This window comes from Sulfidibacter corallicola (assembly GCF_017498545.1).
Lineage (GTDB): Bacteria > Acidobacteriota > Holophagae > Acanthopleuribacterales > Acanthopleuribacteraceae > Sulfidibacter > Sulfidibacter corallicola.
The window spans coordinates 4,591,537-4,616,729 of the sequence record NZ_CP071793.1; the positions used below are offsets into that span (position 1 = coordinate 4,591,537).

Sequence of the window (25,193 nt, forward strand, 5' to 3'; positions counted from 1 at the left end):
GGTGAGGAGCAGCGGCGCTTGATGGTCTTCCGACGATGATGTCTATTCGAATACCGGCCCATGGAGGCCGCGGTAGATTGGCCATGAAGGCTACCCAAAGGAAGTTTGGTGATAAAAACTCGTAGCTTCATCGTAATTTGGAGTCGCACACTTACAACGAAGTCTGGCCCGTCTTGATTCTCGGGAACTCCTTGGCTGGTCACTTCGACCGATTTCAGCGGGCTGGTTTACCGCCCCTGCCGAATCTCTACCGGGCACGACGAATCTCTCGATTGGCGGGCACTGTCCGCGTGAATCGCCTTGAAGCGTTCAGTCGGAGAGCGCTGCCTTATCGGCTGCACCGCTCCGCTCTCAAGTCGCTGTTTCTTCGGGTGTTCGGGCTTCGATCACCGCGATTCGGCGGCTTCGGGCGCTACGGCGAACGATTTGAGGTGCCGCAGTACCTGGCCCAAAACCGTCACCAGGACCGAGATGTCGCGGCGGGTCTTGGTCACGAGGAAGGCGCCCTGCTTGGCCGCGATCGCGAACTCGGCCAAGGCTTCGGGATCGGCCTCGGCCTTCAACTCGCCGCGCTCCTGCATGCGTCGCAATCCCGCGGCCAGGCACTGACGCCACATGGTGAAGATGTCGTCCAACTTGGCGCGCAGGTCGGCGTCGTGATGGGTCATCTCCGCGGCCAAGGTTCCCACCGGACATCCCAGCAGATAAGCGTCGTCACCGCGTTTGGCCTCGATCATGCCCCCGAACCAGGCTTCGATCGTCGACCACCGGTCCAGCCCCGCCAACTGCTCCCGTTGGGCCTCCATCACCAGCTCGACCTGATACTCGAGCACCGCGTGGACCAAGGCTTCCTTGGTCTTGAAATGGTAGTAGAACTGGCTCTTGCCCGTGCCGGACTCGGTGAGCACCTGATCCACGCTCGTCGCGTGCACGCCTCGTCGATGAATCAGTCTGGCCGCGGTTTCCAAAATGCGGGATCGGGTGTTGTGTCCTTTGGTTCGCGTCGCTCGCTCCATGTCCGGCTACCTTTTCCTGCCCCGCTCCAGGATCGAGGAATGGGCCTCTCGTCTCCCAGTCCGAGAGGCCCATGGCGTTCGAAGCGCGTGATCCGCTCAGGCGCCGGTCGCCGCCGGCACTTCCCAAGCGTTGGCCGCGAACGCATCGTCAACGGGGGTTTCGCTCAAATGGTTGGTGTAGTTGCTGATGGTCTTCATGGCGATGCCGACGATCACTTCCAATGCCTGGGCCTTGGTGTAGCCGGCCTCGTAGAATGCCTCCAATTCCTGTTCCTCTGCCCAACCTCGGTTTACCACCAGGCTCCGGGTAAACGAGCGCAACACCTCCAGCTTGGCGTCGGGCAACGGCGCCCCATCGCGCAGTGCGGCAACGATGTGGTCCGACACCTTCAGCATACCAGCAATCGTGGAGTGGGCGGCCACGCAGTAGTGGCACTGGTTCTCGTAGCTCGCGGTCAGCAGGACGATCTGCTTCTCGGTGTGGGAAAAACTGGATTTCTCGAAGATGCCGCCGATCGCGAAGTAACCTTCCAGGGCCGCCGGTGATTCGGCGAGCACTCCGGCGAGGTTGGGCAGGAATCCGTATTTCTTCCGAACCCGGGCGAGCTCCGGTTGAGATGCAACAGGGGCGGAAGCCAGGTCGTGAACTTGGAATTCGGACATATCATCAACTCCTTCGGTATCCGTGGGATTCGGCCTCGTCTCCGAGTACCGGCGCAAGGGAGTCTGCCGCGTCGTGGGTGCCGAATCCGGTGTGTGGGGAGATGCGAACGGGAGGGCATCGTGCCCCGTTCGCGTCTCGCGACGTCCAGGATTCACTTAAAGGTCGCGTGCAGACTCGCTTGCCGTTCATGACGGCTCGGTGATCGAGCCAAGGTCGTCGGGGTTGTCGTTTCGAGAAACATCACAGGAAAGCATCGCAAAAGCACAGCTCGCTTTGTACCGTTCAGTACATGCCAGACTGTACCAATCAGTACAAAGCAAGTCAAAAGGCTATTCCACTCCGAGCGAAAAAAACCCCAACCTGCTCGGGATAAGCTAATTAGCACTCATCCAGAAGCAGGCCTATGTAACTCGGTTCCCCTGAAATCGGTGGCATTTCCAATGGAAACCGGTATCGGCAGCCAAACATCGGGTTCCAACGAACCACCGGATGACGAATCCCTTGCCAAAATCTAAAGCCTTGCCCATTCAGCAAGGCGACCCTTGAAGTGGCAACCCTTCCGTATCCAGATGGGCTCCGGTCATTTCTTGGTCAGGTGCTTCAATACTTTCCGCCAGGCCTTGTGAAAACGATCGTTGGCGAACTTGGCGGCCACGGTCTTGCGCGCGTTCGCCCCCAGCTTCGCGGCCAATTCGCGATCACCGAGCAAACGCTCGACGTTCCGGCGCAGTTCGTCGAGGTCGTCGGAAACGAAGCCATTGACGCCGTCGCGAATCGGACTGGTGGGATGGGCGGTACTCACGACCGGCATGCCCGTCGCCATGGCCTCGAGCATGGCGGTGTTGTAGCCATCCTCCAGCCCGGGTTTGGCGGTGTGCAGATAGAGGCGATGTTCCCGATAGGCGGCACGCAGGGCATCCCAGCTCTCGGCCACGTCGGCGTCGGCAAGGCTCGGATTCTCGCCGATCAGGGTGAGCGGCAGGCCATCGCTGAGGCGTTGGTGGGCTGGGTAATCGAGGATTTCACCGCGCTCGACCAGGTGATTGGAAACACGCAAAATCGCAGGCTTTTCACCGGTGTAGCCGCGGTAGTCTTCGAGGCTCACCACGAGCGGAATCACGACGCCCGGCAAATCCCAATCCTTGCGTTTGTGCTCGGACACGAAAACAAGCGCACCCTTGGTCTTCGTGATCAGACTGTAGAATTGGGCGCGGTACTCCTCGGGCGCCACGTCGGTCTGCTCCTCGGCGAACCGGCTGTGAAGGCTGGTGTGCATCACCAACACGCGGGGCACGTGGAAAGGCAGGAAGTCGATGTAATCGTTGATGTTGTGGGCAATGGCCAAATCGTAGCGGCCGGCGGCCAGATCGCGCTTGGCCCGATCCAGGTCCACCAGGCGCCATCCCTGGGGCAGGGGCCGTACCGATTCGCGCCAGTTCTGAAGAAAGCGCTTCTGCTCCTTCAGTTGAATCAGATCCAACCGCCAATTCATGCCCTTGAACAAATAGAGATAGGGTTGATGCGCGCAAAAAGTGACGACACGTTTCACCTGACTTGCCCCCGTCGACGGCACGCTTGGCGGGCCGCCTCAAAAAGATGGGAATCGGGCTCCTCGCAGCGCCGTGTTCGGCGCGGCGATCCGCGGCTCAATCCGAAACGGGCGTGGCGACGACCCACTCGGTGGACTCGAGCCATAGAAGCAGTTCCCCGGACGGGACCGGGTGATTGACGTGCGAACCCTGAATGGCGTCACATCCGAATTCCTTGAGCATGTTGTAGGATTCGGAAGTGCTGACCCCTTCGGCCATGACCTTCAGGCCGAGATTGTGACCCAGGTCGATCATCGACCGCACGATGGCGATGTCGTTGAGATTGTTGCCCATTTCCTCGACAAACGATTGGTCGATCTTGATTTGGCGGACGGGCATGGTCTTCAGGTAGGCCAGCGAAGAGTAACCCGTACCGAAATTGTCGATGGAGATCGTGATCCCCATCTGGGAAATGGTCGACAGCATCTGAATCGCCTGAGCGGGATCCTCCATCACGCCGCGCTCGGAAACCTCGAACCCGAGCCGGTTGGGCGGCATGTTGTACTCTTCCAAAACATCGCGAACCTTGGAAGGAAGCTGCGGGTCCAACACGTCCTGGGCGGTCAGGTTGATGGACACCGCCAGATCGATGCCCTGATCCCGCCAGACGCGCCACATACGCGGCGCCTCCTTGAGAACCCAGGAGGTGAGATGGCGAATGATACCGCAGCGCTCGGCCAGAGGAATGAACTCGTTGGGCGGGATGAACCCGTGCGTCGGATGGGGCCATCGCGTCAGGGCTTCGACGCCCTCGACACAGCCGTCGCGCAGGTTGACCTTGGGTTGGAAATAAAGCATCAGCTCGTCGGAACTGATCGCCCGGCGCAGCTCGCTCAACAGCAACAGGCGCTGGGGCGTGTAGAGGTTCATGTTCTCGCGGTAGAACTTGAATCCCTGCTCGGTGCGCTTGGCACTCATCAGCGTCATGTCGGCGTGCCGCATGAGCATGTCCATGTTGCAGCCGTGATCGGGGTAGACGACGATGCCGATGCTGGGATGGATCTCGATGTTCAGGTCGCCCAGATCGAAATGCGGTTCGAAGACCTTTTGAAGGTGATTGGCGATTTTCGAGGTTTGGGTGAGCGAGGTGATTTTGGGAAGCAGCACGGCAAATTCGTCGCCGCCCTGACGGAACACTCGCCCGATATCGCCGAAGGTGGTCTGCAGGCGGGCGGCGACCTTGGCGATCAGCTTGTCGCCGTTTTGGTAGCCCAGGGTATCGTTCACTTCCTTGAACCGATCCAGATCCACGAAGAACAGCGCGAACCGGGTGTTGTCGCGCCGCGCGCTCTCGATGGCCTTGGCCAACTCGATCTGAAGCTGGTTGCGGTTGGCGAGGCCCGTCAACTCGTCGTGATTGATCATGTGGTTCAGGCGCTTTTCGGATTCGCGCCGCTGATCGATCTCGGTCTTGAGGCGCTTGACGTGCTGGCGCGCCTCCTCGTGCAGGGTCCACTTGCGGGTCAACGACAGCGCCATTTGCTTGACCACGATGCTGTCGAACGGCTTGTTGAGGAACAACAGCCGATCGGTGGTCCCCAGTTTCTCGAGGATCTCCTCGAACGAGTAATCGGAATAGGCGGTACAGATGACCACCTCGACATTGGGGTGCTTGGCCCAAATGCGGTAGATCGTATCGATGCCGTCGATGCCGGGCGGCATGCGAACATCCATGAAAATCAGCGCGTAGGCGCGGCCCTGACGATTGGCCTCCTCCACCATCTTGATGGCGTCTTCACCCTGGTAGGCCGAATCGATTTCGTACTCCACGTCGTAGATGCCGGGGTTGCTGGGCTCGTCGGTATCGCTCTCGCCTTCCTCGGCAAAGAGCTGCTGCTCGATGGCATCCAAATGCGAACGCTTTGATCTCTTCTTGGATGCACCCAAGATTTTCCGGAAATCTTTGTGGATATCCGCGTTGTCGTCGACAATGAGGATGCGGCGATTAACCCAGCCCATTCCCAAAACACCTTGGACCAAGTTTGAAGAGGCAATCAATCCCCTGTGCCAATGCCTGAACAACCATCATCATCGGGTACATCCGTAGTTGGAGTCACGAGGAATTGAACCTGTCATAGGAGCGTCTACGGCATCATACCAGTCCGCTGGAATTTTTATCAACCCCTGAATCTACCCGAGATAGCCCGAACCAAGCGCGGGTCGCACGGTTTTCCCTCTGCCGACGGGAGCCAAGAATAACCGTCTCACCTGCTTAGCCTAGATTCCCCACATCGTCGGCGACAGCTCGAGCCATGGCCGCAACGGCTCGGTTTTCTTGGACGAAACCGTAACGAGACGCGACCCGGATGACACACGCCGGGGATGTGACCGGGATCGCCAACGGAAGCGAGGGGCCCGAGAAACGTAAGGTCCCAAGCAAAAGACCCTCGCCTCACACAGATCCACCTTTCTTAACGAAGGTCCCCGCGCATCTTTCCAAAAACCGACACTTTCGAAACCCAACCACAAAATTCGCCACCTACCGATGAGGGCCCGCCTTCTCCTCCGTCAAAAGACACCGGACATCCATACCATCCGCCACGAGAACACGTATCGATGACATACTCCTTTTTTCATTTTATTCTGACCCCTTTTTCGGTGTTTTTCCGCCTTACCAGCCGGCACTCAGCTCCCTCTCCCATAGACAGCTCACTCCCTCGAGCCCAGCGACCCGTCCCGCAACGCGCCCAACGATACCGACGCCTCACCCGTCCCCATCTGTTTTTCACGTGACCCCCATCCAACCTCGTTTTTTTTTAAAGTCAAAACATTTGGTCATAGCGAGCGCCCGCGCTTCATTTTTACTGCGCTTCCAGGTAAAATGAACGGCACCTCTCTATTGGCCCCGAACGCTTCGCCGAACTTTCACGGCACGTCCCTGACTCGCCGGCATTTCACTCGCCAATCCTCCGTCATTTCGGTGATGGCTTTTTATTTCCAGTGCCAGCCCGAATGTCATCTTCACCAAACGGAGTCATCTACCCATCATGACCTCTGAACGTCGCTTCTCCAGATATCTCATTAAAGGTGTGCTCGGTGAAGGTGCCATGGGAAGCGTCTATCGCGGGTTCGATCCTCGTTTGGAACGGACGGTGGCGATCAAGACCATGAAGGCGGTACACGCGCGCGACGGCGAAAAACACAACGACTTCAAAGAGCGGTTCTTTCAGGAATCGAAGGTCTATGCGCGCCTGAGCCACCCCAATATCGTGTCGGTCTTCGACGTGGGTATCGAGGGCGAGGAACCCTTCCTGGTCATGGAGTTCATCAAGGGTCAACCTCTGGACGAGTGGGTTCGCAAACACTTGGGCGACCTTTCGAAATTGTTGGTCAAGATGTGTCACCAGATCGCGGATGGTTTGGATTACGCCCATGAAGAAGGCATCATCCACCGCGACATCAAACCCGGCAACATCCTCATTACGGAGAAGCGACGCGCCAAAATCGTGGATTTCGGCCTGGCCAAGCTGCAGGATTCGAAACTCACCCAGACCGGGCTGTTCCTGGGCACCCCCAGTTATTCGAGCCCGGAACAGATCATCAGCGGACGCATCGATCACCGCTCCGACATCTACTCCTTCGGCACGGTGATGTACGAATTGATCACGGGTAAGCTACCCTTCGATGCCGACAGCCTGCACGCCATCCTGTATCAAATCGCCAACGAGCCGCCCAAGCTCGATTTCGCGCTTTACGGCGACGTACTGGATGTGGAGGCCCTGAAAGAGGTGTTTTCCAAGGTCTTCCACAAGGATCGCGAACAGCGGTACCAGAACGCGGGCGATTTCGCCGAAGACCTGGGCGACGTCATCACGCCCATCAAAAAAATCAACATGCTGGAATTGCTGGGCAAACCCAAGGCCAAGAAGGGCAAGAAGGCCAAGGGCAAAAAAGCCGCAGGATCGCCGGCCACCGCCGACAAGCCGGCATCCGGCAAATCGGACCCCGGCAAGTCGGACTCCGACGCCGCCAAACGGGATTCGGGATCGGACAGCGGTTCCGGTGGCGCCGCCACACCGCGCCGTCGCCTGCTTTCCGACAGCCATCCGTCACCGGTGCAGCTCAACGAAACGCCGCAACAACGCCAAATCCGCCAGGCCCGCGATCAGTTCCTTCAGGCCTACAAGGCCCGCAACCTCTCCTCGGTGCGCTACTGCCTCAAGGAACTGGCCAATCTCGGGGTGGACATCACCCGCGAGAGCCAGAGCTTTCACGAGTTGCGCCAGCAGATCGAGCTGCAACAGCACGCTGCGCGGGCCGCGAACCGAGAGCGCCACATCGCCAAGATCCGCGAAGAATTCAACATCGCCTACAAGGCGCAAAACGTGGCCAGCTCGCGATTCTGCCTGGAACAGCTCCACAAGTTGGAAGCGAACATCGACAAAGAGCAGCTCATGCTGCAATCGCTGGAAGCGCGCCTCAAGGAAATCGAGGTTCAGCGCAACCAGCGCCGCCAGCAGATCGAAGATCACAAGAAATCGTTCAAGATCGCCCACAAGAAAAGCGACGTCGAAGCCTGTCGCCTCCACCTGGAAGAACTGAAGAAGCTACAGGCCGACGTGGCAGGTGAAACCACCGACTTCACCGAGTTGGAGACCAAGATTCGCAAGGAAGAGGAACAGCGACGCGCCTGGATCCTGAAAACGCGGCTCCAATTCGTGGAATCGCTCAAGGAACGCAAGGTCGATCGTTGCCGTCAGTTGATCTTCGAACTCGACAACCTCCTCAAGGTGGATATCACCAAGGAAGTTCGCGATCTGGAAGGCCTTGAGGAGCAGCTCCGCCAGGAAAAGGCCCGAAACCTCAAGGGCGACCGCATCCAGGCGGTCCGCGATTCGTTCAACCAGGCTTTGAACGAGCGCAATACCAAGCGCTGCAAGCAGGCCATTCAGGAACTCCGCAAACTGGATGTGGATCACACCAAGGAGACCAGTTCGCTAGCGTTGCTGCAACAGCAGATCCGTACCCAGGAAGAAGCTCAGATCCGCCAGTCGATGACCCACCACGTGCGCGAAAAGCTGGCCGCGGCACTGGGCGAGCAAGACTTGAAGTTGGCGCGCCAACATTTGAAAGAGCTGAAGAAGCTCTGCAAGGACACCTTCTCCGAGGAGCAGGCCGTCAACCTGCTTCGCCAACGGTTCGAGGAGGCCGAAGCCATCAAGCTACGCCGCAACATGGCGGCCCACCTTCGGGAAGACTTCCAGAAAGCGCTGGGCGCATCCAACGTGGAGAACGCCCGCTACTATTTGAAGGAGTTGATGTCCCTCAACGTCAACGCCAAGTCGGAGAAGGAAGCGCTGCAGGGCCTGGAAAAGCGCTTGAAGGCCGAGGCGGAACTCCAGGAGCGCATGATCCAGCAGTCGCGCGATGAGTTCCAGAAAGGCATCGCCAAGCGCGACCTGAACCATTGCGAGCACTATTTCCGCGTGCTCAAGGAGCTGGGCGCCGAGGTCCGCGACGAGGCCAAGGCACTCGGGCGCCTGCGCACCGAGGTGCGCCGCAAGGCCGGTCCCAACATGAGCCGCGAAGAACAGGAAAAGCTGAAGCAGAAGATGATCGAGCAGTTCCGCTTCGAATTCATCCGCGCCTTTCAGGACGAGAAACTGGAAGGCTGCCGCTACTACCTGGGCGAATTGCAGCAGCTCAAGGTGGACACCACCTCGGAAGAAGAGGCGCTGACCCTGCTGGAATCGAAGCTGTCCACCCGCAAGGTGGGGTGACCCAGCCTGCCGAACCTACAGGGCCGAGGCCCTACGCGGCATGTGGGAAGGCCGCATCGATCGCTAGAAACCGAAACGCAGCTCCGTGACGCCGTCGTTTTCCCGCTCGATCACCACCTCGAACTGGGACGCGGCCGGGTGGATCTTCAAATGTTCGCGAATCGCCGTCTTCAGTGCGCCCGTTCCGTGACCGTGAATCAGCCGAATCAACGGCATCTGGCGGCGCAAGGCCTGATCGATGGTCTGGTCCACTTCCATCAGGGCTTCTTCCACCCTGAATCCGAGTAGTCGCACTTCCATCGAGAGGTTCGCATCCGACTCGCTTTCGAGATGCTCCATGATCTTGGGCCGTTCCGCTCGCTCCGGCTGCTTCATGTGCAGTAGGTCCTCCGGCCCGAGGTGAAAGAACTTGCCCTTGCAATCGACCCGGAATTTCTTGCGGTCGACGGCCGTGATGACGCCTTCCATGCGCCAGGTCTTCAACCACACGCGGTCGCCCACCTTCCAGTGCTCGCGGGACAATCCCGAGCCGGTCACCTCGACCTGCGGCAGCTTTTCGGTTTGCAGCGGCTCCATCAGCTCTTTCTTCACCGCGGCGAACTTGGTGAACCCGCGCCGCGCCTGCTTCTGGCTGCTCACTTCGGTCAGCATCTGGCGCAGCTCGCGCTCGGCCTTGTCGACCGCCTTGGCGATGCGCACCCGTTCCTTCTCGCGGAACTCCTCCTGGACCTGCTTGAGCCGGTCGGTCTCCTTGCGGGTATCCTGAATGCGGCGGTGAAGGCGCAATTCGTCCTTGCGCAGCTTGTTCTTTTGGCGATTGAGATCGCGATGTTGCTCCTGAAGCTTGCGAATGGCGGCCTGAACGTCGACCTGATTGTCGTCGATCAGCTCCTTGGCGCGCGCCAGCACCGTCGCGGGCATGCCGCTGTTGCCCGCGATCTCCAAGGCGTGCGATCGGCCCGGTACACCCTGGTTGAAAATGTAGGTCGGCTTCAAGGCTCTGCTGTCGAAGGACATGGAACCGTTTTCCATCGCCGGATGGGTCAGCGCCAGGGTGCAAAGGATCTGTTGGTGGGTCGTCACCATCAGGTGATCGCCGGTTTCCAGAATCGCTTCCATCATGGCTTGGGCCAGGGCGTTGCCTTCGTTGGGATCGGTGCCGCTGCCCAACTCGTCCAACAGGATCAGACCGGTACCGGTCGTTCTCGCCAGGACCTCGCGCATGCTGACCAGGTGAGAGGCGTAAGTGGAGAGATTGTGGCTGAGCGACTGGTGATCGCCGATATCGCCGAAGATGGTGTCGTAAAAGGGGATACGACTTCCTTCGTCGAGCGGGACCGGCAAACCGCTGTTGGCCATCCAGGCCAGCAGTCCGGTGGTCTTCAGGGTCACCGTCTTGCCGCCGGTGTTGGCTCCGGAAACGACCAGGCCGCGCAACTCTTCATCCAGATGCAGCGAGAAGGGCACCATGTGATTGCTGTCGGGTTCCTCCAGGCCGTAGTGCGCCATGCGCATGGCGGCAAAGGATTCGTCCAACAACGGGTGTCGGGCGCGAAGCAGGGAGAGATCGCGTTCGTGATTGGGCGCAATCGGGGTGGATTCCGTCGCTCGCGCACACAAGGCCAGGGTCTGCATCATGTCCATGCGCGCCAAACGCGGGCAAATATCGCGACCGATGACCGGGATCGCCAGAATCTGGGAACTGATCTCCACCCGAATGCGCCACAGCTCCTCCTCGATTTCGGACACGATCTCGGTGAGGCGGTTCTGGAGCGCCACGGTGGATTCCGGCTCCATGAAGACGGTGCGACCCGAGGCACTGTAATCCTGCAGAATGCCCCTGACCTTGCCTTTGAAGTCCAACTTGACGGCCAGGACCTTGCGGTGATTGCGTTCGAACACGATGGCTTCGCTCAGAAATTCGTTGTACCGCGAGAGACAGTTCTTCAGCACCGCATCCAATTGCTCGTCGGTTTGAACGAACTGTTTGATCAGGCTGCCATACAGGGGCGAAATGTCCTCGCGCCAGTCGCCATCGGGCTTGAACAGGCCGCCCAGCAGGCGGGTCAACCGTTTGAGCTCGCCTGCGGTTTCATCGGGATCACCCGAATCATCGGGAATCTCCGAGGCGATCGCGGTACCGGGCTCCAGGCACCGCGTGAAGGAAAGCGATTCGTCCTTTTCCAGCACCGCAAAAAAGTTGAGCACATCGCGAACACGGCGCAGCTCCTCGGCGTCGAACGGGTTGGTATGCGGCTCCCGATCAAAAAAGTCGGGGCCCGGGATCGTGGGGAACCGCAGCGGGTCACGCTCCTCGAGGAGCTGGCACCACCGGTCCAGTTGGCCGAAATGGAACGATTGTCGCGCGGGCGGCATCAGGTCGAGTTCGAGCAGGAGTGCCCGTCCCTGGCGCGTCTGGGTGCGCGATGCGAAGAACTGCAGAATCGTGGGGAATTCGAGGCTCTCGCGCGTTTGGTCGCGCAATCTGGGGGCTTTACGGGGTCGCGGGGCTTGCTGATTCAAGGTGTCCTCACCCATTCAAGAAAAATCATAAAATCGTCATTTGCTCTCATTTATCACTACTTTTTTCCAACCAAGAGACAACATGACGTTCCGTGCTCGTTTGGCAAAGTGCGGGCCAACTTGGATTTCGAAAAGATCTTACCCGGAACCACCGGGGTCGTGCTAACCTGATTCCCGCCAACTTCATGGTTCCATACGATTCGGGTGTCGCAAACGCCGGCGCGTTTTCCCCTGCAGGCGGGTTTTAGACATCATCCCCCAGGTTTGCGCATTCCGTCTTGGACCCGAAGGAGCCGGATTCGCCAGGCAGGCGCCTTATTCTTCCATGTTTTGCCCCGATCGCGCAAAAAGGCGCCGAGGCGGCAGGGGTCGCGCCGCGGGCCGTTCGATTCTTCGTTTCATCCCAACAATTGGTTATTCGATTTTCTAGTATCGCGATCGCCGAGCGGTTGGCCGGGTGCCATTCACGCGGACGGTGAGACAGCGCGATGAGGAGGCATTCTGCCCATGTCCGAGCAGAAACGAAAACTACCTTCCAACGCCTACACCATCAAGGAAGGTGAAACCTACGTCCCCTACACCCATGGCCAGACCCTGACCGAAGTGACGTTCAAGGCCGTGATCACCGGCATCGTGTTGGGTGTGATTTTCGGCGCGGCCAACACCTACCTGGGCTTGAAGGCGGGCCTGACCATCAGTACCTCGATTCCGGTGGCGGTCCTGTCGGTGGTGGCCTTCAAGTTGTTCAGTCTCGTAGGCACCAAACACAACATCTTGGAAACCAACATGTCGCAGACGATCGGGTCGGCCAGTTCCTCGGTCGCCTCGGGCGTGTTGTTCACGCTGCCGGCCCTGTTCATCTGGGGCATGGACCCGGATTTTCTGCAGATCACCTTTCTGGCGATGGCCGGCGGGTTGACCGGGATTCTGGCGATGGTGCCGCTGCGGCGCTACCTGATCAAAAAGGAACACGGCAAACTGCCCTATCCCGAAGGCATGGCCTGCGCAGAGGTTTTGGTCGCGGCCGAGCACGGCGGCAAGCAGGCCTCGGGCGTGTTCTGGGGCATCGGGACCGGCATCGTGCTCAAGGTACTGACGAGCGGTTTGAAATTGATACCCGAGTCCTTCAGTTGGGTCATCGCGATGAAGGCCAAGCTGGCGATCAAAGTTTCGCCGGCGCTGACGGGCGTCGGGTACATCCTGGGCCTGAGAGTGGCGACCATCATGGTTTCGGGTTCGGCACTGGCGGCCTTCGTCATCACGCCGATCATCTATTGGTGGGGCATGGATCTGAATGCGCCCTTCTATCCCGAGACCCAAACCCTGATCCGCGACATGTCGGCCGGGGACATCTGGAACCGCTACATCCGATACATCGGCGCCGGCGCGGTGGCCACGGGCGGGATCATCACGCTGATTCAATCGATTCCGGCCATGATCGAATCGTTCCGGATCGGGCTGCAACAATTGAAAAATAAAGGGAAAACCGAGACGGAGGCCGAGCGAACGGACCACGACCTGTCGCTCAAGGTCGTCGGCGCCTTCCTGCTGGTCATTTTGCTGGTATTGACCTTGGTGCCCGGCATTCTGGGCTACATCGACGCCATCCCGGCGCGGGGTGTGTCTGCCATCCTGATCGCGGTGTTCGCGTTTTTCTTCGTGACGGTGAGTTCGCGGATCGTCGGTCTGGTGGGTGTGACGTCGAACCCCACCTCGGGCATGACGATCGCGACCCTGATCGGCACCAGCCTGATCTTCTACATGTTGGGTTGGCGCGACATGGAAGGCAAGGCAACGGCTTTGATGGTCGGTACGGTGGTGTGTATCGCGGCGTCGATCGCCGGCGACACGTCGCAGGACTTGAAGACCGGTTTCGTGTTGGGCGCCACGCCGCGCCTGCAGCAAATCGGCGAACTGGTCGGGGTGATCACGTCGGCGGGCTTCGTCTGCGCGGTCTTGATCCTGCTGCACAAGTCCCACACGTTGGGAAGTGCCGAATTGCCCGCGCCACAGGCGGCTTTGATGAAATTGGTCATCGACGGCGTGCTCGATCAAAAGCTTCCCTGGAACCTGGTCATGATCGGGGTCGTCCTGGCGATCGCGGTCTTCATCGCGCGCATCCCGCCGCTGCCCTTCGCGGTTGGCGTCTACCTGCCGTTGTCCACGATGGCAGCGGTCTTCGTGGGCGGTTTGTTGCGCCACATCCTGACCCGCAAGCAGGGTAAGGGCGAAGCCGAGCGGCGCCGCGAGCAGGGCACCTTGTTCGCATCGGGTCTGGTCGGCGGCGAGGGCCTGACGGGGGTCTTGTTCGCGGGTTACGTGGCCTGGTCGGGCTCCAAGATCACGGGCCTCGGCATGGACTACGGACCTGGCGGAACGATCGCACTGGCGGTCGTCGGCATTTTGGCGCTGGTCGCTGTCATGAGCTGGCAGGCCAAACGCAAACTGCACTGATCCGCGCATCTTCGATCGCGCCGGCGGCGTTCGTCGGCGCGGTTGAAAATTACGACGTGGCGACTCATCCCGGACAAGCTGGCTAAGACGGATGTAATGAGGCAATCGAGAGCAACCGGAAAGGGTGTTTGCAGGGTCAAGTCCGACGATGCCAGGGCCGATAAACATCCACAAGAAGGCAATTGCTTTCAGGCCTTTTGCTCATCAAGAGAATTTCCCCAATGGGGTTCTGCCACACCAACGAGCTCGGGGTTTTGGTGAGGTTTATCCATCACGTGGGTGCAAAGGGACTCGTTTCACTCCTTCAAACCAACATTTTCGGGAGAGCTTTCACGGTGACCATCGCTTTCATCCCACCACCGGATCATTGGCCCGACCGATACCGACAAAGAGCCCGCCAACGCCTCTCTCAATGGGCAGGTGATTCCGAAGTGCGGACATTTTCGGATCAAGGTGCCATTCAGCGCGAATTAGCCGAGGCCAACCCCCAAAAAATCGTGTTTTGGTCGGGTTTCGATATCTCGATCCTGCCGAAAACGGAGGCCCGGCTCTACCGCGTGGATCCCAGCGGGGTGATCGCCCCTCATGATCAAATCCTCAGCGAGGAAGATCATCCCAACCTTCGCAATACCACCTTCGGCCGCTTGGGCGGTGCTCGTGACTCGGAGTTCAAGTTCTTCCCATACGGACTCATGGGTGTTCACTCCGGACGAGGTGAACTGGACGAACTCGGTTTTCGAATCCACGGCAACTTCAACGACCTCGTCGAACGAGAAGCACACCAACGGGTCATCGCGGTGTACGGAGGATCGACCGCATTCAGTACCCATTGCTTCGATGACGAAACCTTCGCCTCCCGGCTCGAGACAATCCTCAACCAAAAGGCGGTCGAAACGAATAACGGGCACGAGTACCGGGTATTGAATTTCGGTCAGGTGGGTGCAGTGACGCTGCACAACATCATTTGTTGGACGTTGTACGGGATCCACTTGAAACCCGAAGTCGTGATCTGCCATAGCGGCTGGAACGACTTGTGTTTGGGTTTGGGCTGTGATCCCGTTTTATTGGCGGAATACCATATCAGCTATTTGTACCAGTTCGAAGAATGGGCCAAAATCCTCCACGGCACACACGAAGGCTCAGCCAACCCGGGTCGACCCCTAAAAATCCTGAACGCGCCGGAGGATGTGGTCGAAGCCTGGCTCAGTCGGATAAAGCAGTTTGCCGATCTAGTCAGCGGTATGGGGAGCCAATGTTTCTTGGGCTTACAACCGGCAGCATGCAGCAAATCCGAAATGCACCCCAACGAAAAGGCGATCATCGAAAGGGGCGCCAACAATCCGGACCTGCGATTAGCTTTCGAGAAAATGCCCGCATTGCTGGATATGGCCAGCCTTCGCCTCGAAGAGAGCGACATCGATCCGAATCGAAGAATCGATTTTCACGATAGTTTTCGCGCCTATGACGGCACTTGCGAACTTTTTGCGGATCGGGTTCATTGCTGGCCTGAAGGAGATGAAATCATAGCTCGAGGTTACGCCGAATTGATTTGGAGGTCGTGAGTCGATGGAACAATTAAAAATACCCGAATTCTCTGCGAACGATATACCGACTACCATAGCCCAATATCGGATCGCCCTCCTACGCGGTTTGTTGGACCCAGAAGAGCTTGAAACCCATGTCGCCAGCCAGGCACGGAAGCTATGCCAGGATCTCTTTCACCTCGGGAAGAACCTACCCATCCCGGATTTTTGGCATTTCAACCCTGCGACCAGGGCCTTGGCCCCTCAAGCGATACAGGATGATCCAAACCAACGAATGATTCTGATCGAATTGTTGGAAAAGTCACCCCTTTTGGAGATTCTTCGAAACGACATTGGTGTCGAGGCGGAAATCGACGGTGGCCGATTACGACACCAAATGATCGACCACATCAACCATCCATTGCATCAGGATTTGATGTTCCACCACTCTCCCAGCTTTCTGACCATGTGGTTACCCGTCGTCGAAAGATCCATCAGAACAAACATTGATTGCCCGGGTTTGAGACTGTTTTTCCCTCCGGTAGACCGTGCCTTGGCATTCAAGACGGAGCAACCACCGGAAGTCTGTGGCGAGGACTTGAAACACTTTCAGATCGGCGCCGAGATGGCCGACGATTTCGAGTATCCCGTGCTCGAAACGGGCGATTGCCTGGTATTTCGAGAGTCGGTGCCCCACGCGAGCTCGATCCCGACATCGGCAACCATGCCAAGAACGAGCTTCGACTTTCGGATCAAACTGCCCTTCGAGCGATTCGAGCATGTCGATTTCCTGGAAACGACCCAGGTTTCCTGAATCATCTCTGGACGGTTGGCTCGGCTCACTAGAATGCACTCCTCATCAGGAGGCGGGTACTCCCCGCGTGACTCGCTTCGATGCGTTCAGCGAGCCCGCTTACCGCCCCTGCTGAACCTGTACGATGTCTCTTCCTGCCTGCGAAGACTTTGAAAGCCGATCACTTCGAGAGCGTGCGGTCGGAGAGAGGGGTTTGCTCCGCCCTCAGGGATATGTCGCTGAAGAAATTTGGGTTGCTTTGAAAAATACATCCGACGGGCTTACCACCCCTGTGTACCAAACTGTCACCACGATCCTCTCGGCCCGCGAGAGCCTCGAAAGCCACTTGCGTTGAGGAACGGGAAAGGTATGGATCGCTTCGATAGGCTCGGCCTGGATCAGTACGGGCCCTTGAAGTAGTCTTCGCGGTCGATGCCCGCCACGTCGGCGCCCTCTTTCTTCAGCAACGCCAGCGCCGCGCTCGCCAACGTCGAGGCCTTCGGATAGAAGGCACTCTCCAACGGCAACGATACCGGCGCAGGACAGTTGGCCAAGGCGATCCGCCGAACCGGTGCCTTCAAATGATGAAAGCCCTTCTCCGAAACGAGTGCCGCGACTTCGCTGCTGAACCCACACAGCTCCCAACTGGTATCGGCCACGATCAGGTGACCCGTCTTGGCCACGCTGCGCAGAATCGCCTCCTCGTCCAACGGACGAATCGTGCGCGGATCGATCACTTCGACCCCGATACCCTGCTTCTCGAGCTCGTCGGCCGCGATGGTCGCCTCCAAAGCCATCAAGGAGGTGGCTACCAACGTCAGATCGCCGCCCTCGCGCAGAATCCTGGCCTTGCCGAACGGGATCGGCTCCATCGTATCGGGCACCTCGCCCTCGGTTTCGAACAGGGTGCGGTGCTCGAAGAAAACCACCGGATGGTCCGCCTGCAACGCGTTCAGCAGCAGACCCTTGGCATCGGCCGGCGTGCTGGGCAACACCACCGTGAGTCCGGGAAAATGGGCCAGCGGTGCGTGGGGACTCTGGGAGTGTGTCGCCCCCTGGCCCCAGCCCTTGCCGACGATCGCACGCAGCACGATCGGCACCCGGCCCGCATTGCCGCCGAACATGTAGCGCCACTTGCAGGCCAAGTTCAGCAAGTTGTCAAAAGACAGGAACATGAAGTCCGCACGCGGGTAGACGTAGACGGGACGCTTGCCCATCGCCGCGGCACCCACCGCGATCCCCGCGAAGGCGTTCTCCATCGAGGGACAGTCGAAGACCCGGTCGGGGAAACGCTCGGCCACCTCCGCGGTGGAACCGAAGATCCCGGAAGGATAGGCCACCGCGTGACCCGTCACGAAGATTTGATCGTCCTTGGTCATGGCCTCGACCATGGCTTCGGAAATGGCTTCTTTGTACTTTCGAATGCGCATGTCGGTTCCTTCCGTCTCAGTAAACGTGTTCCATGAGGTGTTGGGGATCCGGCCAGGGATCGTTGTAGGCCCGTGCCACGTCCGCGTCGATGCGCGCCTGGATCTCCGCTTCCCAGGTGGAGAGCTGATCCTGGGTCGCGATGCCGTTGTCGACCAGGTAGGCGGCGCTGCGCTTCACCGGACAGCGCGCCATCCATCCGTCCACCTCTTCCTTGGTGCGATAGGTCCGCTTCAATTCGTGGTCGAACCAGGGACCCACGTGCTCCAACCAACGGTAGGTGGCACATTCCAGGAAAAAGGGCCGACTGTCGCGGCGAATCGCGGTGACGGCCTCGACCGCCGCTTCGTAAACGGCGCGCAGGTCGTTGCCGTCCACTTCGCGAGTGGGGATGTCGAACGCCGCGACCCGTCCCGTGATCGAGGCTTTTTCGGGTTGGCGGATGGAGAGCGGGCTCTCGGTGGCGTAGCCGTTGTTCTCACAGATGAACAGCACCGGCAGATTCTTGAGCGAGGCGTAGCCGAGACATTCGTAGAAGGCGCCCTCCTCGGCCACCGCATCGCCGAAAAAGGCGGTCGAAATGCGATCGCTGCCATCCATCGCGAAGCTCAGGGCACTGCCGGTCGCCGCCGCGACGGCTTCGGCCAAAATGGCGCTCGAGGCGATGAAGCCGCATTCGCGATCGGTGAGGTGGACCGAACCGCCACGCCCGCCGGAACAACCGGTCGCGCGCCCGAACAGCTCCGCCGCCAGCCGGTAGACGCTGCCGCCCTTGGCCAGATAGTGGTTGTGCGAACGATGATGGCTATAGGCGACATCGGTGCGCTTCAAGGCGGCACAAACACCGACGGGCACCGCCTCCTGGCCCAGGCCGAAGTGGGTGGGCGTCCGCATTTCCTGTTTTTTGTAGCGCTCGGCAAGGGTTGCCTCCGCACGGCGAATGCGGATCAACTCCTTGTGCATCTGAAGGTGAAGCTCGGGCGTGATCATGGGATCTTCCTCCGGCATTTCTTGACTCGGGTCCAACCAGAAACAGGGTTTTTATGAAAATGCCCCTCTGAATCAGTAGGGTCGCCAAGACCAACGGGTATCAGCAGTCGAGTATCAGGTAGCAGCTCATCACCCTTGAACAATGATCTTACCGAGACCTGACACCTGATACCTGATCGCGTGCCCACCCAGCCAGACCGCTTGGGTTGAAGAATTGATTTCGTTTCTCGATGGGCACCATCTCTTGCCTCATGACTCATGGGGCCTCCTCGGTCAAACCATCCAGGAAGTCGTACAGGAGATGGATTTGCCTGGAAATATCCAGGTCGTCGAGGGGGATTCGATCGACGGCGTCCCAGTCGGTTTCTTCGAGGATCCGTCGCAGGCTGACCAATTCCGACAGGTGCAACGGGATCGTCAGTCCCTGCGGCAGCATGTCCACCACCCCGCGCATCGAACGATTGCAGACGATCGGCAATCCCGCCGCCGCACAGGTCCAAATCACCGAGGGCAGGGTGGTCGGGGTGAACAGGTCCATGGCGTCGCGGGTGAACTGGTCGGTCACGTGCGAGACCATGTCGCTGAAAATCTGCATGTTGTACAGGCTCCAACCCACGTGGTACTGGCTGAGTTCGTTGGCCAGCTCGACCAGATCGTGAATCGGCTTGTGGACCTGGAACAGGTGGCGCTGGTGCTCGGGCAGCGATTCGCGGAACTCGACGATCTTGGTCGGCGAAATCTCGTGGACGTAGTAGTGGATGTAGATGCCCTGATCGATGACGTTGCGCAGGTACGGCAACAGGCCCAGCCGCGAGGGCTCCCAGTACTCTTCCAGCAGTACCGAGATCAGCGCGACGTGGTAACCGTCCGTCAATCGCGGCCGGCGCCTGGAGGGCAACACCTGATAGCGATGACAATGGGCGCGTTTCAGCGGTCGCGCCAGGGCGTTTTGCACGAAATCGCCGAAATCCTCGGTGTAGGAGCTGAAGATGACCGCGTCGGCCTCGGTCATCACCTGCTTGTACAGGGGTCCACAGGCCTCGCCCGCCTGGTAGTTTTTGACACCCGGCTTGATCGCGTCGTACATGTGCAGCACCAGGCGACCGGTACTCTCGGGCGGGCGCGTCTCTTTGATGGTGCGGATCATGGCAAGGGTGGCGGCATAGCAGATCGCCACACGGCTGAAGTCCCAAGCCGGCGGGTAGATGGTTTCGAAATGGTAGAGCACCTTGCCCTGACACATATTCGAAAAGATGTGGAGCAGGTCGATCAGGCCGCCGATCGCAAAGTCGCGAAACGGGATGTCCTCCACCTTGGGCGTGTTGAAGCCGCTCTGTTTCTCGTGTTTGATTTCCTCGGAACCCAACCAGAAGGTGGTGTACCCGTCGCGGTTCATCTGATGAACCGAGGAGGCCATGGTCCCCAACGGTCGTGGGCTGGCGAACAGGATCGGCTTCTCCGCGGTATTGATTTGGTCCAGCAACACCTGTGATTTGGGCGCCAACTCCTGACGATAGCGCTGGATGAACAGGTGCAACAGATTGACGCAGTTGTCCTTGCCGAACTTTTTCTCGTAGCTGGCGGCGGCCTCGGTGTTGCGGGTGACGATCAGGCACACGTCGTCCGGAGCCGGTACCACCTGATCCGGTAATTGGATCGTCTTGTCGCCGAGCCGGAAACCCGCGCGATTGATGTCGATGAAGGCGACGTTGGGGAAGTGCGCGGCGAGTTTCTCCAAAATGGGTTCGAACAGCGGCGAGCAGGGCGCGACCACCAGGCGCCGGCCCCCGTCCCTGCCGACCTGGGGAAATTCGTTCAAATAGGCCAGGATCCCGTCCCATGTCACGTTATCGATGAAAAAATGTACATCGATGTAGTTGGCCACCAGAATATCGATCAACATGTCGATGTCGAAATCCTCGGCGTTGGTATCCATGTAGGGGTACAGGTGTTCCTTGGCGACGATCTCGTTCAGGTGGTTTTTGAATCGTTCCAGGATCAGGGCAGGATCTGGCATAGGGGTCTCCATCTTCGCTTCGTCATCGCTTGCCACAACCCAGCGCAAACAGGTAGTGCGCCATTTTGTGGTAGCCGGTGTGTACGACCTCGTCGTTCATGGAAAACATGAACACGTTGGCGAAATACTTTTGAACGAAGGCCTTGAAATCGGGCATCGTCTTGCAGTTGACGTGGCCTTCCTTGCTGATCGGTGAAGCGTAGGCCTGCGATTCCAACGACGGCATGCCCAAAATGATGGCGCCGTCGCGCTCCAGGGGAGCGATCATGTTTTGCACGAACCGATCTTCGTCGGCCGGCTCGATGTGCTCCAACACGTCCAGCGCGTACACGCCGTCGTAGTCGCCGGGCATGGGGCCGCCCAGCATGTCGTGGACGCGGCACTCGAATTTCCAGCGATCGGACGTGCGTTTCCGGACATCTTCGATAAAAATGGGATCGAAATCCGTGGCGGTGACTTTTTGGGCCTCCTGCACGACGATGCGCGTGCCGAAGGCATCCGCGCAACCCACCTCGAGCACGTGACGGCGACCGGCGAACATCTTTGCCACGAATTTGTAGCGCGCCAGCGTGAAGGTGAGCCGCTTGGGATCGTCGTACCAGGCCTGGCTGGTCATGATCCCCATCGTCTCGGGACCGCGCTCCTCCCAATAATCCAAGCAGCGCTCGTATTGTGGTTCCCGGGTCTTTCGCTCGCTCATCTCGGCCCCCTCAATCGGTGGTTTCCGGTTCGAGAATGGTCCAGAACCAATCGCCGCGGTAGCCGGCTTCCTCGAACAACCGTTCCCACTGGTCGGGCATGCAGTAGGTCTTGGCGGTCAACATCCAGGCTTCGAACAAGTCCTTTTCGGAGGGCGACCGATAGGCGTCCACCTGAACGAAGCACTTGGCGGGGTCGCGACTGACCCGATTCATTTCGCGCAGGGCCTGGATACATTGGTCCCGTTCCAAATTGTGGATGGTGTTGATGGCGAACACCGCATCGAAATGATCGTCCGGAAAGGGCAGGTCCATGGCGTTGCCCAACACCAACCGATCGGCGACTTCGGGCTTGGCGTGCTCCAGCGCGTAGGCCGAGATGTCCAGCCCGCGAGCGTCCAAACCCGGCACCACCTGCATCAGGTCGTACACGAAAAAGCCCTTGGCACAGCCGATGTCCAGCACCCGCTGCCCCGCGCTGAGCCCGTAGCGGGCCGTAGCCGTCTCGGCGACCGCGATCCAGCGCCCGTCGTAGACGTAACCGCCGTAGCCCTGTTCGCGCGGCCCGTCGAAGTACTCGCGGCCGAACTGGGAGGACACGCGCTGGTTGAGCTCTTTATCGACCAACCGCGCCGAGACGTTCCGGCGAATGCTGGGTACGGTGCGCAGCAGATTGAACAACGCCATCTCAGTTCATTCCTTCGTGGGCCAGTTGCAGCCCTTCCTCGAGCGACGTGAAGGTGAAATCCGGAAAGGCCTTCAGCAACGCCGTGGTGTCGAAGCTTCGATGGGTGATGGGGAACTTGCGCGGGGTGGGGCAAACCTCCACTTCGCCGTCGAACAGGGCGGCCACGTGACGCGCCACACTGCCGAAATCGGTCGCGTTGCCCGTCGCCAGATTCAGGATACCCGTGCTTTGGTGGGTGAGCACCAAGTGGGTCAAGCTGGCCACGTCGTCGATGTACACGTGGTCGCGCGTCTCTTCGCCCTCACCGCCGATGACGATCTTGCCCTCGGCGTGGGCCTGACGACGAAACCGGTTGGGACCATAGGAATTGTGGGTATCGTCGGCGCCGTAGATCAGCGACGGGCGCAGGATGCAGAGTTGTCTGAGGGACTGGAGCAACATCAGCTCGCGGCTGCGGTGCATGACTCCGTATAGATCCGTCGGCGCCGCCGCACTCTCCTCGTCGATCAGGCCGGTCCCCAACGGGTAGACGGCGTCCGAACTGAAGTAGACCACGTGCGCGCAAGGCGAATCGCCCAAGGCGGCACAGAGGTTCTCGATCATTTTCAAGTTCTTCATGAAGGTATCGATTCCGCGGCCCCGGTCGGGTGTCAGGGCCGACAGGACGACCAGGCTGTCGCCGGATCGCAGGGTTTCTTTCAAGCGAGCCGGGGCGTCCTCGGCACACAGGTCCAGGTCGGACGAAGTCAAGGGAAGCGTGGGGATCCGGGCCTCCACCAGTCGGCGGTTCAGCGCTTTGCCGATGAAGCCGCCGGCGCCCAGCAACACGACGCGTTCGGGATCGCGGGCAGGCGTGTTTCTGTGTTCCAACATGTTTCTCTCCAGGGTATTGAGTCTAGGCAGAGCCCAGCGTGATGTAGGTCAGGCCGGCTTCACGGCAGGCAGCGGGGTTCCAGGTACGATAGGGATCGATGACGAGGGTGCCGTTCATGACGCGCGCCACGTCGGCGGGTGGGACCTGCTTGAAGTCGTTCCAGGGCGTCATGATCGCCAGCACATCGGCGCCGGCACAGGCCTCGCGCGGGTCGGGCGCTTCCACGATGCCCAGCGCCTCGACGGGTGCGCCCTTGACGACGGGATCGAACGCCTGAACGCGGTAGCGGTCCAAGTGATCGATCAGGGCCAGGGCGGGCGAATTCTTGGTGGAATGGGTGTTGGGTTTGTAGGCCAACCCCCACACGGCAATCACGGGATCCTCCACCTGGCCGAGCAGGCGTCGATGGAGCGCGCGCAACACCCAATGCTTGCGGTACTCGCTGTTGTGGATCCAGGCCCGGACGATGCCCGCGTCGGTGCCGTGGCGATCGGCGAGACCGATCACGGTGTTCAGGTCGCGTTCCAGGTTGCCGCCGGCGATGCCGAGGCCTGGCGCGAGATAGGCGTGCGGCCCGATGCGCTTGTCGCGTTTGAGGGCGGGCACGATTTCGGACCAGTCGGCCCCGGTCCGCTCGCACAGTTCGGCCAGCGTGTTGGCGACCCCGATCGAGGCGACCAGGCAGCAATTGATCGAGATCTTGGCCAGCTCGGCACTCTCGTAGCGCATGGGCAGCAGAGGGCACTCGAACAGCTCGAGATAGGTCCGAAATGCTTCGGGCAGCGGTTCTTCGGGGTCGCCGCAACCGATGATGAAGCGTTCGGGGTGAAGGGCGCGATGAATGGCTTGGCCGAAAATCAGGGTCTCGACCTGGTAGTACAGCGGTCGACCCGCGCGCAGCTTCAATTGACGCGTAAACCCAGGCGGTACCTGACTCAACACGATCAGCGGGATTTCGGCCGGCAGCGACCCATCCACGCGTTCGATTAATTCCCGAATGCCGGTCAGATCGCTCTCACCGCGATCGTTCGTGGGCACATCCGGCGCGATGTACACGAAATCGCGATCGCTCAAGGTCGCCAAATCGGAAGTGAACTGCAAGCCAGCCGCATGCTCGCCAAGCAGGCGATCCAGATCGGGTTCCACGATATGGGTTCGGCCCGCGGCGAGGGATTCGACCAACGCCTCGTCGCCGTCGTAACAGGTGACATGGGCGCCGCGCGCCGCCGAGGCCACCGCCGAGTTCAAACCCAAATGCGTCATTCCGGCAAAACCGACCTTGGGTGCGGTCATGGGCACCGTCCTTCCAAAACGTCTCGGGTCAAGCGCTGCAGGACGTCGTTGATCCAGATGTCGTTGGCCAGATTTCCTTCGCCGCGCTCGCACAGCTCCAGAAAGTGGCGGTACTCCAGGGCCCAGGTGGGATCCGGCTGGACCAAAGTCGCGGCGTTCTCGTCGGGGCGGCCCGAGGGAAGCTTGCGATCGCGCAGGATGAAGGTGCTGGGACCCCATTTGCACAGGGATTGGATGTGGGCGCTGCCCTTCTCCGCGAACAGGTCGGCGAAAAAGTGGTTGCGCCAGCTCAGCAGCGTCATTTCCAGGTGAATCGAGACAGCGCCATTCAACCCGATGGCACAGTGGTCCGGAGCTTTGTTTTCGAAGCGGTTGGCGCTGTACAGACGGAAGGGTTCGTCGGGTTGGCCCAACCAGAACAGCACCGTGTCCAGCAGGTGCGAACCCAGGTCCGGCAGCACGCCGGCACCTTGATCACGCCACATCGAGTTGCGCACCAGGCGCGCCGTTCCGTTGCCGTAGAACATGCGCAAGGTGTAGACCCGGCCCAGGGAGCCGTCTTTCAAGGCTTCGTGCATGCGCACGAAATGCGGTTCGAAACGGTGGTTGTAGGCCGTGTAGCACGTGACGCCGTGGGTCTGGGCCAATCGCGCGAGTGCGGCCAGCTCCTCGGGGTGCTCCGAAAGCAGGGGCTTTTCCACCAACACGTGTTTCCGGTTGGTCAACAAATAGGTCAGCAGTTCCATTTTGGCCGCATCGGGTGTGCACACCAGCGCCGCGTCGTAGCTGTTCAACGGCACGTCGGCGACGTGCCGGTAGTCGGCTTCGTCCTGGTACGGATCGACCACGCCGACACAGTCATTGCCGGCGATGTCGCGACGCTTGCGGCCTTGAATCCCAAGGCCCAGTACGATGACTCGCAA

General features: G+C 59.6%; 18 protein-coding genes. 4 read left to right on the top strand and 14 right to left on the bottom strand.

Annotated features, from left to right (window positions below; all coding sequences use genetic code 11):
* Positions 1-386: 386 nt before the first annotated feature.
* The 4 genes from J3U87_RS13460 to J3U87_RS13475 form a co-directional block, all read right to left on the bottom strand.
* On the bottom strand, positions 387-1,016 hold the full coding sequence (locus tag J3U87_RS13460) for a TetR/AcrR family transcriptional regulator (protein WP_237383564.1): 630 nt from the start codon (positions 1,014-1,016) through the stop codon (positions 387-389).
* Between the two features lie 96 nt (positions 1,017-1,112).
* Entirely contained in the window at positions 1,113-1,679 is a 567-nt protein-coding gene (locus J3U87_RS13465) for a carboxymuconolactone decarboxylase family protein (protein WP_237383565.1), read from the bottom strand.
* 581 nt (positions 1,680-2,260) lie between these two features.
* Positions 2,261-3,229 (bottom strand): glycosyltransferase family 4 protein, encoded by a 969-nt coding sequence (locus tag J3U87_RS13470; RefSeq protein ID WP_237383566.1) that lies wholly within the window; start codon positions 3,227-3,229, stop codon positions 2,261-2,263.
* A gap of 97 nt (positions 3,230-3,326) precedes the next feature.
* Positions 3,327-5,228: a GGDEF and EAL domain-containing protein gene (locus J3U87_RS13475; RefSeq protein ID WP_237383567.1), complete on the bottom strand. Its 1,902-nt coding sequence runs from the start codon at positions 5,226-5,228 to the stop codon at positions 3,327-3,329.
* A gap of 1,028 nt (positions 5,229-6,256) precedes the next feature.
* On the opposite strand from J3U87_RS13475, the gene J3U87_RS13480 reads away from it, so the two are divergent.
* A complete protein-coding gene (locus tag J3U87_RS13480; RefSeq protein WP_237383568.1) occupies positions 6,257-8,989 on the top strand; it encodes a serine/threonine-protein kinase in 2,733 nt (910 codons plus the stop codon).
* A 63-nt stretch (positions 8,990-9,052) separates the two neighbouring features.
* Here J3U87_RS13480 and J3U87_RS13485 read toward each other — a convergent pair whose 3' ends face one another.
* Positions 9,053-11,512 carry an endonuclease MutS2 gene (locus J3U87_RS13485; protein WP_237383569.1) on the bottom strand — a complete coding sequence of 820 codons (2,460 nt, stop codon included), beginning with the start codon at positions 11,510-11,512 and terminating at the stop codon, positions 9,053-9,055.
* 507 nt (positions 11,513-12,019) lie between these two features.
* On the opposite strand from J3U87_RS13485, the gene J3U87_RS13490 reads away from it, so the two are divergent.
* The gene (locus J3U87_RS13490; RefSeq protein WP_237383570.1) at positions 12,020-13,966 is read left to right on the top strand and encodes an OPT family oligopeptide transporter; all 1,947 of its coding nucleotides are present in this window, start codon (positions 12,020-12,022) and stop codon (positions 13,964-13,966) included.
* 470 nt (positions 13,967-14,436) lie between these two features.
* Here J3U87_RS13490 and J3U87_RS13495 read toward each other — a convergent pair whose 3' ends face one another.
* Positions 14,437-14,955 carry a hypothetical protein gene (locus J3U87_RS13495; RefSeq protein WP_237383571.1) on the bottom strand — a complete coding sequence of 173 codons (519 nt, stop codon included), beginning with the start codon at positions 14,953-14,955 and terminating at the stop codon, positions 14,437-14,439.
* Here J3U87_RS13495 and J3U87_RS13500 point away from each other — a divergent pair, their 5' ends adjacent.
* Both J3U87_RS13500 and J3U87_RS13505 read left to right on the top strand, forming a co-directional pair.
* Complete coding sequence (locus J3U87_RS13500; protein WP_237383572.1) at positions 14,956-15,528, top strand: hypothetical protein; 573 nt, start codon at positions 14,956-14,958, stop codon at positions 15,526-15,528.
* Positions 15,529-16,042: 514 nt separating this feature from the next.
* Positions 16,043-16,303 (top strand): hypothetical protein, encoded by a 261-nt coding sequence (locus J3U87_RS13505; RefSeq protein WP_237383573.1) that lies wholly within the window; start codon positions 16,043-16,045, stop codon positions 16,301-16,303.
* A 377-nt stretch (positions 16,304-16,680) separates the two neighbouring features.
* Here the strand turns inward: J3U87_RS13505 and J3U87_RS13510 are convergent, their stop codons facing one another.
* The 8 genes from J3U87_RS13510 to J3U87_RS13545 form a co-directional block, all read right to left on the bottom strand.
* Positions 16,681-17,712 carry an alpha-ketoacid dehydrogenase subunit beta gene (locus tag J3U87_RS13510; protein ID WP_237383574.1) on the bottom strand — a complete coding sequence of 344 codons (1,032 nt, stop codon included), beginning with the start codon at positions 17,710-17,712 and terminating at the stop codon, positions 16,681-16,683.
* 16 nt (positions 17,713-17,728) lie between these two features.
* On the bottom strand, positions 17,729-18,700 hold the full coding sequence (locus J3U87_RS13515; protein ID WP_237383575.1) for a thiamine pyrophosphate-dependent dehydrogenase E1 component subunit alpha: 972 nt from the start codon (positions 18,698-18,700) through the stop codon (positions 17,729-17,731).
* A gap of 256 nt (positions 18,701-18,956) precedes the next feature.
* A complete protein-coding gene (locus tag J3U87_RS13520; RefSeq protein ID WP_237383576.1) occupies positions 18,957-20,717 on the bottom strand; it encodes a hypothetical protein in 1,761 nt (586 codons plus the stop codon).
* 22 nt (positions 20,718-20,739) lie between these two features.
* A complete protein-coding gene (locus J3U87_RS13525) occupies positions 20,740-21,417 on the bottom strand; it encodes a class I SAM-dependent methyltransferase (protein WP_237383577.1) in 678 nt (225 codons plus the stop codon).
* A 10-nt stretch (positions 21,418-21,427) separates the two neighbouring features.
* Positions 21,428-22,102 (bottom strand): class I SAM-dependent methyltransferase, encoded by a 675-nt coding sequence (locus tag J3U87_RS13530; RefSeq protein WP_237383578.1) that lies wholly within the window; start codon positions 22,100-22,102, stop codon positions 21,428-21,430.
* Position 22,103: 1 nt separating this feature from the next.
* Positions 22,104-22,976, bottom strand: coding sequence for an NAD-dependent epimerase/dehydratase family protein (locus tag J3U87_RS13535; RefSeq protein WP_237383579.1), 873 nt, complete (start codon positions 22,974-22,976; stop codon positions 22,104-22,106).
* A gap of 22 nt (positions 22,977-22,998) precedes the next feature.
* Positions 22,999-24,270: a nucleotide sugar dehydrogenase gene (locus J3U87_RS13540; RefSeq protein WP_237383580.1), complete on the bottom strand. Its 1,272-nt coding sequence runs from the start codon at positions 24,268-24,270 to the stop codon at positions 22,999-23,001.
* On the bottom strand, positions 24,267-25,193 hold the full coding sequence (locus tag J3U87_RS13545; protein WP_237383581.1) for a Gfo/Idh/MocA family protein: 927 nt from the start codon (positions 25,191-25,193) through the stop codon (positions 24,267-24,269). The genes J3U87_RS13540 and J3U87_RS13545 overlap by 4 nt, the downstream gene beginning before the upstream one ends.

Excerpts from the sequence above, each read along its gene's own strand:
- J3U87_RS13460 (WP_237383564.1), bottom strand. The coding sequence starts at position 1,016 with ATGGAGCGAGCGACGCGAACCAAAGGACACAACACCCGATCCCGCATT.
- J3U87_RS13465 (WP_237383565.1), bottom strand. The coding sequence starts at position 1,679 with ATGTCCGAATTCCAAGTTCACGACCTGGCTTCCGCCCCTGTTGCATCT.
- J3U87_RS13475 (WP_237383567.1), bottom strand. The coding sequence starts at position 5,228 with ATGGGCTGGGTTAATCGCCGCATCCTCATTGTCGACGACAACGCGGAT.
- J3U87_RS13480 (WP_237383568.1), top strand. The coding sequence starts at position 6,257 with ATGACCTCTGAACGTCGCTTCTCCAGATATCTCATTAAAGGTGTGCTC.
- J3U87_RS13490 (WP_237383570.1), top strand. The coding sequence starts at position 12,020 with ATGTCCGAGCAGAAACGAAAACTACCTTCCAACGCCTACACCATCAAG.
- J3U87_RS13510 (WP_237383574.1), bottom strand. The coding sequence starts at position 17,712 with ATGCGCATTCGAAAGTACAAAGAAGCCATTTCCGAAGCCATGGTCGAG.
- J3U87_RS13515 (WP_237383575.1), bottom strand. The coding sequence starts at position 18,700 with ATGATCACGCCCGAGCTTCACCTTCAGATGCACAAGGAGTTGATCCGC.
- J3U87_RS13520 (WP_237383576.1), bottom strand. The coding sequence starts at position 20,717 with ATGCCAGATCCTGCCCTGATCCTGGAACGATTCAAAAACCACCTGAAC.
- J3U87_RS13525 (WP_237383577.1), bottom strand. The coding sequence starts at position 21,417 with ATGAGCGAGCGAAAGACCCGGGAACCACAATACGAGCGCTGCTTGGAT.
- J3U87_RS13530 (WP_237383578.1), bottom strand. The coding sequence starts at position 22,102 with ATGGCGTTGTTCAATCTGCTGCGCACCGTACCCAGCATTCGCCGGAAC.
- J3U87_RS13535 (WP_237383579.1), bottom strand. The coding sequence starts at position 22,976 with ATGTTGGAACACAGAAACACGCCTGCCCGCGATCCCGAACGCGTCGTG.
- J3U87_RS13540 (WP_237383580.1), bottom strand. The coding sequence starts at position 24,270 with ATGACCGCACCCAAGGTCGGTTTTGCCGGAATGACGCATTTGGGTTTG.